We start from the raw sequence: 13,367 nt of genomic DNA on the forward strand, positions 1-13,367 counted from the left end.
AGAAAAGGGTACACCATGCAGACAAAGTGGAACAATGAGTTTTTCGTCCGAATAGGTTTAATCCCAGCGTTTTGGCTCTATTACCATAAGCAAAACGGCCAAACACTGGATGAATACATCCAGTACCTGAAGAACAAACAGCAAACGAAGAGAGCCCAGGAAATTGAAAGAATGAAGAAACGCGGACAGAAATATTACACAACTGAACGCGCTCGGAAAATACAATGTGCCCAAAGGTTAGCCACAAACTGAAGTTCAAGTTGAATCACGTTGGTGAGCCGTATGCCTTAGTAGGGCACGTGCGGTTCGATAAGGGGGGAGCCATGAGAGTGGTTCCCCTACTTTTTTTTTTTTTTTTAGGGGGTTAATGAATGAGGATATGCGTTAATAGCTACTTAGTTAAGAAGAAATCGAACCTGTTGCTGAACTAACGGGCAGCATAACGTACTTGAGGCTCTCAACTTATGATACAAATCGTATTTGATTTTTAGTGAGTCTATAACTCTTCTCAAAAGAAATTTGTTATTTTCTCATCTATTGATCGGATAGTATTTATGGATTGCCTAATAAATAAATTAGATGTGAATTCTTACGTCACCAATCGCGGTGATGTTTTTTATATGCATAAGAATTATTTTTGAAAGAATGGGTATCTTTTAAATAATCATAATAAAAATTGGAGGCTAACAAGATGAATCTTAATACGACTGCTATGCTTACATCTACAGAAATTGCCGCATTATGGTCTCAATATATGAACGATACATTGTCTATTTGCTTCAGTAAATATGCATTAGAGATCATTGAGGATCCAGAAATCAAAAACATTTATAAAACCGCGCTGAATTTATCAGAAAAGCATGTAGTCAAAATAAAAGAATTCCTTATGAAAGAAAATTTTCCAATACCCTATGGTTTTACGGAACAAGATGTCAATACAAAAGCCCCAAGGTTATTTTTAGATGGTCTTTTTTTGAATTACTTATTAGTTATGACTTTTCATGGAATGACAGGCTATTCTGTTTCATTACAAGTTTCCTCAAGAGTGGATATTCGTGAATATTATACGGAGTGCAATTATGAAACGATTAAATTATACAACGAGATAATGGATGTAGCCTTATCAAAAGGGATCTATACGAGACCTCCGTATATTCATTCCCCGGAAATTCCCGAAATGGCGGATAAAAAGTTCCTGACTGGCTGGCTTGAAAAACGCAGACCCTTAAGCGCAATTGAAATTAGTAACATTACTTTTAATATGAATAAAACGTATTTGAGCAAAGCAATATCTATGGCATTTGCTCAAGTAGCTAATGATGAAAAGGTGAAAAAGTACCTACAAAGAGGATTAAAACTTTCCACTAAAATAACGGAAGTATTTAGTACATTCTTTATGGAAAGTAATTTGAATTTCCCAATTTCCTGGGAGTCAATGGTTACGAATTCAACAACACCGCCATTTTCTGATAAACTCATCATGTTTCACATCGGATTCTTATCATCATCAGCAGTCGGATTTTATGGTGCTGGACAAGCTACTTGTATGAGAAGAGATTTATCTGCCCAATATATAAAACTGATCGGCGAACAATTATTATTTTCAGAGGACGGAGCAGAACTTATGTTAGAAAGAGGATGGTTTGAGAAACCTCCTATGGCTGAAGATCGAAATGCCTTAATGCTTAAGTAGTTAAGCCTAATGACAAGTGCAGAAGCCATTTTATGGAGCATAGCATTACCAGGGTTTTCTCAAATTCTGAATAAACAACTATTGAAGGGACTACTCTTTGTTTTTTTAGAAGGGCTTATTAATATTCAATCGAATTTAAACGAAGTGATTATCTTAAGTTTTCAAGGCAATATTTCAGTAGCAATTCAGCAAACGAATTATGAGTGGCTCATGTTTTATCCGTGCTTGTATTTCTTTTCAATGTGGGACGCATTCAAAGAAGCAGGAGGAGCAAAAGACCACTTTTCTTTTCTGCCATTTGTGCTTACTGCTTACTTTGTCACCGTAGGGTTGATTTACTCTTCAAAATTAAAGATTTTTGGAGTGTTGCTTGGTCCGGTATGGCTACCGATGTTATTTGTAATACCTGGATTAGTCAGTGGTCAACTCACTAAAAAATTATGCAAATGTCTTATGTCTAAATAGAGCCATAGATGGATTTTCCATCAGAGGCTTTAAATTTTTTTCCATTTTCTCGTTGTATACTCGCCTAGCAGAACTATTACAGAAATTTGGTCCAAGTCATTCCGCTAAAGATTCCTGTATAGCCTAAGAAATGGGCTTTGTCAAAAAAGGAGCTCCTCGGTATGATGGGTTTGTCGACGGGTAGACACCCAACACCATCAAGGAGGCGCTCTTATTATGAAGTTTAAGCAATCAGACGGACAAAATCAACGTATCGAACGAATTACTACTTCACATCTAGTTGTGGGCATTGATATGGCAAAGGAAACTCAAGTAGCTCAAGCTACCATTTTCAGAGGTTACGAACCCTAATGAATGATCGAGAATATTGGGTCACAAATAGTGTTCGGATGCAGAATCGGATCATCCGATGGCTGGACATACGCTTCCCTGAGTATGCTTCTGTGTTTAAAGATTGGACCTGCCCACGCTCCATAGCTACACTCAAAGAGTTCCCGTCTCCGTTTGATCTAAAAAGTCAATCTACGTCCGAAGTTATTACAGGTTGGCGAAAATATATGAAACGAGCTGGCGGCTCCACAGGCATTCAGAAGACCGCTGAACTACTCTCTAAAGCGGTTCAAAGCGTGGGGGAAACTGTAGCGCTGAATGAGGTCAAACAGGATCTGCATCGCTTACTAGAAGAGTACGAGCGCATTGATGGTATATTGAACCAAATCGAACAAGAAATCGTAGCTTTACTTGGTGATATCCCAATTGGTTACCAACTTCGCTCCGTTAAAGGTTTGGGCACAAACTATATTGCAGCAATTCTGTCTGGTGCGGGTGATTTGAAGCAATACGCTCACGGTCGTCAGTTGTTACGGAAGGCCGGTTTAAATTTAGCAGGGAGCACGTCTGGAAAGCGTAAAGGTCAGATCATACTTTCCAAACGAGGGGATTCCACACTTCGAAAATATTTGTATCTAGCCACCTTAACATTAGTGGGAATAAATCCTATATTTAAGCAATTACATGAGAATAATGTGCAAGTTAAACACATAAGTAAGCAGAAGTCGATATTTAAGTTGCTTGTAAAACTGGCAAGAATCTTAGTTGGCATGGTACATTCCGAGGAGTCATTTACTCTGAAAAATCGGTCATTCAGGCTACTCAGGCTGCTTAACGCCTTCTAACTAACGTAAATTGATTCATTCGCAGGACTTCAAAAAAGAAAGCACGGAGGACCGAGTTCGTTCTCCAAAAGGGCACAGACCCATCCGCTAAACGCAATCGGTCTCCACACCTTGGATAGGTGTAACGAAGCATGTAAGGGCGACGACCCGTAGAGCCTTGGGATGGTCAATCTCCAGGGGATTGTGGAGTATGCGTGCAGTAGAGTATGATATGGGGAAATATTACATATGTTCCTCTGTTCCCGCATGCCTTAAAAGGATACATTACGGTCGTAACAACCTAGTATTCTTCGGATTACTATATTTCAAAGTGATGAAATCCTGCGAATGAGGAGTTTACGTGAGATAAATCCTTAATACTGAGGGACGGAGAACGTTAGTTTAACAATAAGGGGTTTCACATATTAGATATGTCTAACATGTGAAACCCCTTATTTAATCAAAGGTTTTTAATTTTTGTCTTGATAATTTCCAATAAAGTTGCTCGCTGCAGGATTTTATCAGTGCCGGCAAGGTTCGTTACATCGGCGCATCCAACTATGCAGCCTGGGAGCTGATGAAGGCGCTGGGCAAAAGCGAGCGGCACGGGCTTGCGCGCTACGTATGTACCCAGGTGAGCTACTCACTTGCGGACCGTACACCCGAGGCCGAGCTGATACCGCTGTGTCTGGATCAGGGCATCGGGCTGATCCCTTATTTCCCGCTCGCAGGTGGCATCCTGACGGGAAAGTATGCATCTGCCTTGGAAACACCGGAAGGCTCTCGTGCGGTCACAGACCCCACGTTCCGCAGATTCATGGGAGGTCCGGCGGACGGGCTCGGCAGACAGCTCGCAGCGCTAGCGGACGAACTGGGGGTTAAACCCGCTGTACTCGCCATAGCCTGGCTGCTGAAGCGTCCTGCCGTAGCGAGTGTCATAGCTGGTGCTACCCGCCTAGAGCAGCTTCAAGACAATCTCGCTGCGGACGACCTGAAGCTGTCCGATAATGTATATGATCGCTTGAATAAAATTAGCGATAGGTTTCGTCACGGCGACCCATTCGCCGTCTATCGACTTTCCTGACGCTCGGGAGTGCATGGAGTAAAGCTGTATGAGATTATTCGAAGACATCTGGGAAACAAGTCTACCTAGTATTTTAAGAACGGTCATTCTTTTAGTATACCCGTTCATTGGCTGTCTTTATTAAGTGCTGTCCAAGAGCTATGAAAATTTTCGGAATATTAAAGACTGATTGTTCAGAGAGAGGCCAAATCATGAAAACTATATCTTCAAAAACATCCTTTTGGATTGTTGCGTGGGTACTAACTATCAGCTTGTGGTCCAGTACAGCACCATCTATTGAGTTTCCGGTCTATGCCATACAGTGACATCTTTCCAAAGCAGTAACGACAGGCATATTCTCGATTTATCCTATCTTCCTTATCTTGGTTCTGTTCTTATTAGGGAATATTTCTGACTACATCGGGCGTAGGAATACGTTAATTACCGGACTTGTTTTCCTTCTAATCGCGGCAGTAATCTTCTCAACGGCTCAAAATGTAGTCTGGTTGTTTGTCGGCCGAGTGGTTCAAGGCTTTGGAGTAGGATTAACGGCTGGTTCTGGAGCAGCTGCACTTGTGGAGTATAATCCTTCCTCTAATAAAAAGTTGCCTGGATCCATAAATACGATTACGCAGGTAGTTGGTCTGTTTCTTGCAACAATTGTCGGAGCAGCGCTCATTAAATATGCTCCTTCGCCGCTGTATTTCAGTTATTGGGTACTTTCCGTTCTTGTGTTATTAAGCATCATTTTGTGCTTGTTCCTTCCGAAGGTAACAACAACGCAATTTGCAACAAGACCTGCCTTTAAACTACAAGGTGTAAAAGTACCGAAAGGTCTATGGAGAGTTTACCTTTTGGCTACCTTGGCAATAGGCATCGGTTTTGCAAATACGGCAATATTGTTATCGCTTGGAGCCCAAATCGCCCGTGATGTCATTGGTACTCAAGACATTCTTGTTATTGGAACGGTATTATCCATTTCCTACTTGCTGGCTTCGGTTAGTGCAACCATAGCTGGTCGTTTAAAACCTGTAACATCGATTCGTATAGGAATGGCTTCCATTGCTGTTGCAACGGTACTGCTCATTTCTGCTGCAGAAAATCATTCATTCCTGTTATTTATGAGCTCGTCAATATTTGGTGGTCTTGCGTATGGGTTCTCAGCTTCTGGAGCAATTGGCCTTGCCGCAATTAACTCAACTGTCCAGAATCGTGTTCAGTTTTTGTCAGCTGTATATGTCGGCGCCTATTTATTCCAAGGTTCAAGCGCTTATGGTGGAGGAGTTGCATCCAGCACACTTGGCTTCAACTCCGCGATCTGGTTAATGGCTGTCATAATCGGAACTCTTGCCCTTCTTACCCTGTTATTCACCATAAGAAAAGGCATAATAGCGGGGACCATTCCAGCAAAACCTGCTAAAGCATAAGTAAAGAAACAGGGATGTACTCTCAGGGCATTCCTGATTTCGTTCGTATAGTCGTAATTAAACCGTTGGCACCGTATCACCGACATTGCCATATTCGTTACTTATAATGGAACCTGCTCGATCCGATAACAGGACTAATCATATTGAGCCAAAATCTACTCAGCCAATTAATGCTAAAGTACTTCCTGATGGAGTAGAACCGGCAACTGTAATACTAACAATCGTTCTATAATTATATGTGTAACGATTGTTAGGAGTGGATTTAACTATGGATTTAAAGAAAAGAATAAAGAAATCTTGCTCAAGAATTAGACGATAGTGAAAAATGGGAACTCTATGTCGGTTCCTATTCATGTGATGGATGGGACGGTCGGCTTTTTTCACTGAACAAACGGGTAGTATAATTCAAGTCTAAAGATGGAAACCTTTTTATAAATTAATTATGATTTTAAGTACGTACATAAATAGTGAAAAGTGGATTAAAGAGAAGGCAAGTTCGGTGGATTTTTTTGAACTGGCTGTTTTTTGCATTCCAGACGCTTTATTGCAAGTCATATCGCTGGCAACCTTCAATATAACTGTAATTTCTTTATTTAAAACGGTTAACTTTTAACCCAGAATCTACATTAAGGTTTAACATAGCCAATATAAAAGTGCACCCGTGCTGGTGTCGGTTGACAAGAACTTGATCCGATTCCCGATTCGTGACAAGAACATTGTCCGATTGCCGACAAGCAGTAGACTGATCAGTAACTAGCTAAACTAACGACAGCAGTTTCATAATTGTTTTTACGGAAAGAGCAACCACCCTTACAAGTATTGGTAATTATATAAACAGTAAGAATATGCAGGTTTTCGGGCTTGTTTTTTTATTTAAATGGATTTCCATAAGAAGCCTAATGGTTCCTTTTTTTCTGACCTGCTGTATTCCCCAATGTTCCTATAAATCGTTGTAGTCGGCTTAATTGAGCTTGAGCAATCCATTGCCTCAAAGCATCTACATTCACTAGTACCGTACCCGCAATGATTGTAATTCCCCCAAGTACCGTTAACCATGAAATCTGCTCTTCATAAAACAACACGCCTACGCCCAACGCGATCAACGGGGAGATGTAGAGCCAGGTGGATGGGAATACAGGATTCGTTCTAGCAACGAGCCAATAGTACATACTGTGTCCCACCATGGACCCAATGACGATTAGATAAAGCAGTGAACCGCTGGTTTTTAGCGTAAGCATAGTCTGGAGATTCATGTTCTCGGTGAAAAGTGACATAAGGAGCATCAGGAGACCTCCAAACAACATCTGAGCTGCATTGAGTGCTATAGGTGAAGTATTCGGAAACCGCGTGATGACTTGCTTGGAATACAGGGTACCGGATGCGTAGAAGATTTCTCCGATTAAAATGATGACCGCTCCCATCATCCATAACAAATTCGCCTTAACCGATAGACTGGGTAGCAGTAAAATAATGACCCCTGCGAGACCTACCATGCAACCATAGATTGACTTTATATTTGCCTTTTGGCGAAGAAGTACCGATTGTATCAGCAATATCATAATCGGTGCTGTGCCTGATAAGACAGCTGCAACTCCTGACTCTACATATTGCTCGGCCCAATAGAGCGCTGAAAAGGTTCCGAAAGTTAAGCCTATCCCTGTTAACAAATGCTCCTTGCGCAGCAGGAGAGACACTTTCGCTTTCTTTTTCCATACCATCCATGTAAAAAGAATCAAACCCGCTACAAAAAAACGCAGTCCCGCCGAGAAAAAAGGGGGCGCTCCGGCATCCACGCCAATTTTGATACCCAAAAAGGTCGTACCAAATATCAAGCAAACTAGTACGTAGTTAACAATAATCATGCAATATCATCCCTCTCTTGTTAATCATCATATAGGGGAGGAGACAGAACAGATGAGTTGCCATAGAACAGATGAAGAGAATTTAGTGTAAAATAAGGGGAGTGGAGGTGAAGCAGACATGAAAAATTTACCGGCGATGGAAGATTCGAACCATCTATTTAAGCAGGTGTATGATTATATCCTGAATCGGATTGGCCGCGGAGAGTGGAAGGAGCATGATAAGCTGCCCTCCATCCGGGTGCTGGCTGAGGAGTTGCAGGTCCATCGATTGACGGTTTTCAAGGCTTATCAGCTGTTAAAGCAGGATGGTAAGGTAGTTGTCAAAGATAAATCCGGCTATTATGTACATCCAAGCAGCAAGATGTTGGAGCCTTTCGAGGACACAACCATAGTTACCTCAAGTTTATTGAGAAACCATCTATCCGAAATCCAAAGAATTCCGGTTGTTTACCAATTTTCTCAGGCTCTTATTGATCCGAATCTGCTGCCTAATCTTTTTTTATCCGAATATGTGAAAAAGGTGTTTGATATATACCCCAAGCTGATGGGTACTTACTCAAATGTGCAAGGAGATGAAGAGCTGAGGGAAGCTCTTGCGGACTATATGCTGCAGCGGCATCGCATTCAAGTTTCTGCGGACGAGTTGTTAATAACCTCGGGGGCGCAGCAGGCCATTGATTTGATCTCAAGAATTCTTATCCGACCTATGGATGCAGTGCTTGTGGAGCGACCTACCTACAGCGCGGCTATTGATATTCTTCGTCAACAGGGGGCGCGTCTTTTACCCATAGATATTCGTCCAGACGGCTATGATCTTGCGTATGTAGAAGCTTTAATGATGAAGTATAAGCCGCGTTTCTTCTACTTGAATCCTACTTTTCATAATCCAACGGGTTACACCGTTCCCTCGCATCAACGAAAGCAGCTTGTGGAACTGGCTGAACGATATCGGTGTCTGCTAGTAGAGGATGATGCCTTTCATGATATGTATTTTGAGCAGGAGCCTCCGCCGCCAATTTTCACCTATGATACGGAAGGCTGGGTCGTGTATATTCGCAGTTTTAGTAAATATGTGGCCCCGGGACTCCGCATCTGTGCTGTAGCCAGTAGGCGGTCCATGATGGAGCATCTGATAACAGCCAAATCACTGTCCGACAATGGAACTCCGTTGCTGAACCAAAAGATCTTTCTACATTACTTTACATCGGTGAGATTGCAGCAGCATATTGAGAAGCTCCGAACAGCTCTGCATATCCGAAAAAATATAATGGAAGACGCATTGTCCGCCACCGGTTGGAAATGGGTCAGTCCGCAAGGCGGGTTGAACTTATGGGTGAAGCTTTCAGAGGGGGTCTCTGTAGAAGCTCTATTTGAGAAAAGTATTGGAAAGTCTGTCTCCTTTGTTCCTGGGACGATCTTCGATCCTTCAGGAGAGCTGAAGTCATGGATACGGTTGTGTTATTCTTTTGTGAATGAAGTGCAATTGAAGGAGGGGCTGGGAAGGTTGGTTGGGGTTTGGATGCTAGAGTCGAACTCAAAAAGGGGGCAGCACTGAAATCATACTCATGGGGGAGTCGATGTGGGTTAGAATGGTTTTAAGCATCAGGCGCTGATGTGGATTAACATAATCTCGAAGAGTGAGCTCGAGTTCTTCTTTTTTTTATCGCCGAGCGAAACTTACTAATATCTCCGGAATTTCTACACCCTCAGCGATGGCGTTGTATTGTTGAACTTTCTCGCACCGGTGAGACTGCAATGAATCGCGGAGACTAATCTATTTCAACATTACGATTTCTAAGAACGTAGCCGTAGGCTACCCAATATCCTTCATATACTTAGCACCTTGCGACTGCAAATACCTCGCGTTTAGGATTGAGATGATACTCATAGTCCGTCGACTCTTCGGGGTATGTAGTATAAAATTTATTTATACTTTTTCATCATTGTTTGGGATTTTTAATAGTTTTTAGAGGGGGATTTGAAAATGTCTGTTGAAGTTCACGGATCAGCCGTTAAGAGTGTCATTGAGGGTTGCGGGGTATTTCAGAAAAGGGTCAAGACACTTCTTGCAGAAAAAGGAATTGCAGAATTAGATATAGAAGCATGGTACTCACTGGACCATGTGATTACAGTAATTACAGATCTTTCTGCTTCTGTTGGGAACAATTTGTTGCTTGAAATAGGTAAATACATTCCTAAGAACTCGGTTTTTCCTCCGGAAATTGATAGTTTTGAGAAAGCAGTTGCCCTGTTGGATGTAGCCTACAAAATGAATCATCGTAATGGGAACTATGGTGAATACAAATGTATTCAAGAAAATCCCCAGACAATTCGTTTTATTTGCAATGTTCCTTACCCAGCAATGGTTAACTTAGGTATTTTGCGTGGTTTTGCTCGTAAATTCCAATCATTAGCTACCATTGAGGAAGTCAACATGAATGGTGGAGGAGAGTTTATCATTAGATTGTAGCTGAAAACTATGACAAAGGACTGAATAGAAGTGATTGGAAAAATAAATGCTAAAAAGTTACTAATAGGTTTAAAGAGAGGTTACTTAATTGCAGTAGGGAAACGTCCCATTAATAGATTGAGCTTCAAGTCACTCGAAAACGAAGCGACTCTTTCCGTACAAACTGAAACAGCAGTTGTAGCTTCTACAAGTTTAAATCGTGCGCATCGCTTGGCGATTATGGAACTAGTCGAATCAACAGAGCAGATCGCCTCATACTCAGATGAACTTTCGGCAACGGCTTCTGAGAGTACACGAGGTATGTCAGCTATTAAAGTAAGTACTGAGCAAATTTCTCAAGGAAGTCTTCAAATAGCTACATTTAGTGAGGAAAGTACACGTTCTATGGAAGAAATGGCGCAAGGTATTTCCAAAATAGCCGAAACTTCTGCCATTGTTTTTGAAGCGTCCATGAAATCTGCTGAAGAAGCGGAAATAGGCAGCATTTCTTTGCAAAGCGTTATGACACAAATGGATTCCATTACTGAATCAGTAAATGAATCCGATATGCTCATTCAATCTTTGGGCGAGAGTACTAACAAGATAAGCGAAATTATTGCATTTATTACTGGCATTGCGGCAGAAACGAATTTGCTTTCTCTGAATGCTGCCATTGAGGCTGCACGGGCTGGTGAACATGGTAGGGGATTTGCTGTTGTTGCTGGAGAAGTCAAGAAACTTGCGGAACAGTCAGCGAAGGCAAGTAAACAAATCACACATATTCTTGAAGACATTCGAAAAAAAAATGAGCAGTCAATAAGAGCTATGACGGATGTTCGTAGAGAAGTAAGTACTGGCGTACAAAAGGTAACTGAAACGAGTGACACGTTTAAGAGGATTCTTTCAGGTGCCAGACATGTCACCGAACAAATCCACGATGTTTCTGCAGTCGCAGAACAGCTATCTGCAAGTTCTGAAGAAATCGCCGCATCTGTGGCAGAAATGAATCATGTCTCCCAAACAACTGCTCTTAATGTTGGAACCGTTTTAAATTCAACAGAAGAGCAGCTTGGTTCGATTGAAGAGATAGCCGCTCTAGGTGAGTATCTGAATCAATTAAATCAAGATTTACGAGAAAAAATGTCGAAATTTTTAGAATAGGAAAAAGGGAAGTGTATTTTGAAAACCCATACTTCTGGGTTTCTGGATATTCTTGAAAACGCTTTAATATCTCTCGGAAGTCGATTCTAAATTGCAATGTAGCCCATTAAAAGAGGTGCAAAGTAATTATTTGGGCTTATTTTTATTTATCAAAAATGTTTGTTTTTATCATAATGTAAAAATTCAAGTGTGAATTATAGCTATATATTTCGATGTATATTTGAATTGTAGATGATTGTTTTACAGTTATATAATAAAATTAATGGCCTCAAATTAAAGTTTTTAAGAATAGAAAACAAGGTAAATATTACATTGAAGTAGGAGAATATCAATGAAATTAAAAATATTTATTTATAACGAAAAAAAGGAAGCAACATTTTGTAAAATCAATTTATGTACGTTTCAAAACAATAATGATGGTACCGTAGATGGCAGTAATAAGCTAACAGTCTATTGTAATGGCGAATATGAATTTGAACTGGTACCTGGTATTTACGATGTTAAATTCTATAAGGGGAATTTATATCAGCCTGTGAAGGAAAAGGTGGAAATTAACGGAAGGGATATTACTTTAGAGGTATGTTTGAAGGAAATGATTGACACGAAAAGTCTTGGCCTATATTCCTTTGATGCGCACTCTCATGTGTCAAGAAATAAAAAATCAACAATAGGGAACCTTGAACATGCATCTACAATTATGCAAGGAGAAGATTTCAATTTCCTGTTTGCCGGATCGCCATATGATCAGGAGACCCATATGCAAGATACGAATAATAGTGATATTGAAATGGTTCCCTACAGGGAAAAGTTTTCAGAAATTATTCAAGCGGTAGACAATAGCAGTTTTATTCTGGATATTGGTAATGAAATTGTAAAATGTCGCTATGGGCATATGTTTTTAATGAATTATGATCAGATGCCTCCTTATAGCCAATATTATGATCGAGCATGGGATCCATGGCTTTTTACTAAAGTTGGAGAAGAACCGGAATACGACATTTCATACCCCTATGAAGCACTTGGAAAGGAAAGAGGCCCAAACTCTGTTGCGGTGGCTGCCCATCCGACTAGTTGGTGGCATCATAACGGGGAATTTATATCGAATATTGCAGCAACTTTAGGGTTTGAAATTCTGGCGGAATCAATTGATGCTATGGTTATCATGGGGTATAACAGTGATCATATCCATTACCAGGAGCTTTGGTATGATGTATTGAACAATGGTTATTTTATGCCAGGGGTAGCTGAATCGGATCATACTTTTGACACGACTGTAATGAAGCATCTTAAGTTTAAAACTTACACCTATCTAGACGATTTTAGCATTGATTCCTTATGTACATCCGTAAAAGCAGGAAGAAATACGGTTTCCTCAGGCCCTATAATCCTATTTCATGTGAACGATCAAAAGCAGGGAGCAGTCCTGAGCTATGAAGAAGAGGAGGAATTTAATATTGAGATAGAAGCCTTCCAATGTTACCAGGCGCCTCTTAGTAAAATCCAAATCATTGTTAACGGTAAAGTTACGATAGAACATGGAATAAATGATAGTAGGTATGTTCTGAAGGAAAAACTGAAAATTAGCCAGGACAGCTATGTGCTTGCAAAGTGTTATGATTTTGCTGGAAATGTAGCCATCACGAATCCGGTTTATATAAGAAACACTCCCTTTGAGAACAGGGATTTTAAATCAGATTTGACATTAAGTGTCCTTAAGGATGGAAAACCTGTAGACGGTCTTTTCTGGATTGATGATAACCTGAATAAGTCAAATTTTTCAAAGGAAATCAATTGTATGATCAAAGTTGCTTCTGTAGTGAATATTGAGGTTGACGGGACTGTAAAGAAAGTGAAACTGTTTGAAATGGACGAATTACAACAAATATTTAAGAAACTGTACTTTGGTTATTTTAATCAAGACAAACAGTATGCTCCCGGAGAAGTGCCTGCATCATACTTTGAACTTGCCCGCATAAAAAAAATATTAAGCAAAGTTAAACTTCAAATCAGCTTCTAGGGCGGTTCTTCCCATACAAATACTGGTATGATAAACTATTTTATATCCATATAATGACTCTATTGTAGTGGTGCAT

General features: G+C 40.5%; 9 protein-coding genes and 3 pseudogenes. 11 read left to right on the forward strand and 1 reads right to left on the reverse strand.

All coding sequences use genetic code 11. From position 1 onward, the window contains the following. The 7 genes and pseudogenes from AC58PV_RS06110 to AC58PV_RS06140 form a co-directional block, all read left to right on the forward strand. Window positions 1-252: pseudogene (locus tag AC58PV_RS06110) on the forward strand (group II intron reverse transcriptase/maturase); the annotation flags it as partial. A 439-nt stretch (window positions 253-691) separates the two neighbouring features. Beyond that, window positions 692-1,693 (forward strand): DUF3231 family protein, encoded by a 1,002-nt coding sequence (locus AC58PV_RS06115; protein WP_497431392.1) that lies wholly within the window; start codon window positions 692-694, stop codon window positions 1,691-1,693. Between the two features lie 9 nt (window positions 1,694-1,702). Beyond that, entirely contained in the window at window positions 1,703-2,158 is a 456-nt protein-coding gene (locus AC58PV_RS06120; protein ID WP_497431393.1) for a hypothetical protein, read from the forward strand. 216 nt (window positions 2,159-2,374) lie between these two features. Beyond that, window positions 2,375-2,509 carry a hypothetical protein gene (locus tag AC58PV_RS06125; RefSeq protein ID WP_497431394.1) on the forward strand — a complete coding sequence of 45 codons (135 nt, stop codon included), beginning with the start codon at window positions 2,375-2,377 and terminating at the stop codon, window positions 2,507-2,509. Then, window positions 2,509-3,333 (forward strand): transposase, encoded by an 825-nt coding sequence (locus AC58PV_RS06130; protein ID WP_497431395.1) that lies wholly within the window; start codon window positions 2,509-2,511, stop codon window positions 3,331-3,333. Before AC58PV_RS06125 ends, AC58PV_RS06130 begins: the two co-directional genes overlap by 1 nt. A gap of 484 nt (window positions 3,334-3,817) precedes the next feature. Next, window positions 3,818-4,396, forward strand: a pseudogene (locus AC58PV_RS06135) (aldo/keto reductase); the annotation flags it as partial. 320 nt (window positions 4,397-4,716) lie between these two features. Further along, a pseudogene (locus AC58PV_RS06140) lies at window positions 4,717-5,802 on the forward strand (MFS transporter); the annotation flags it as partial. Window positions 5,803-6,698: 896 nt separating this feature from the next. On the opposite strand, the gene AC58PV_RS06145 reads toward AC58PV_RS06140, so the two are convergent. Then, window positions 6,699-7,664: a DMT family transporter gene (locus AC58PV_RS06145; protein ID WP_497431396.1), complete on the reverse strand. Its 966-nt coding sequence runs from the start codon at window positions 7,662-7,664 to the stop codon at window positions 6,699-6,701. Window positions 7,665-7,782: 118 nt separating this feature from the next. Here AC58PV_RS06145 and AC58PV_RS06150 point away from each other — a divergent pair, with 118 nt between their 5' ends. The 4 genes from AC58PV_RS06150 to AC58PV_RS06165 all read left to right on the forward strand — a co-directional run bounded on the left by AC58PV_RS06150 (window position 7,783) and on the right by AC58PV_RS06165 (window position 13,291). Further along, the gene (locus AC58PV_RS06150; protein ID WP_497431397.1) at window positions 7,783-9,219 is read left to right on the forward strand and encodes an aminotransferase-like domain-containing protein; all 1,437 of its coding nucleotides are present in this window, start codon (window positions 7,783-7,785) and stop codon (window positions 9,217-9,219) included. A 429-nt stretch (window positions 9,220-9,648) separates the two neighbouring features. Beyond that, window positions 9,649-10,134 carry a hypothetical protein gene (locus AC58PV_RS06155; RefSeq protein ID WP_497431398.1) on the forward strand — a complete coding sequence of 162 codons (486 nt, stop codon included), beginning with the start codon at window positions 9,649-9,651 and terminating at the stop codon, window positions 10,132-10,134. Window positions 10,135-10,635: 501 nt separating this feature from the next. Then, a complete protein-coding gene (locus AC58PV_RS06160) occupies window positions 10,636-11,274 on the forward strand; it encodes a methyl-accepting chemotaxis protein (protein WP_497431800.1) in 639 nt (212 codons plus the stop codon). Window positions 11,275-11,605: 331 nt separating this feature from the next. Next, entirely contained in the window at window positions 11,606-13,291 is a 1,686-nt protein-coding gene (locus AC58PV_RS06165) for a CehA/McbA family metallohydrolase (RefSeq protein ID WP_497431399.1), read from the forward strand. The last annotated feature ends 76 nt before the right edge of the window (window positions 13,292-13,367 follow it).

Source organism: Paenibacillus sp. J22FR83, assembly GCF_059691955.1.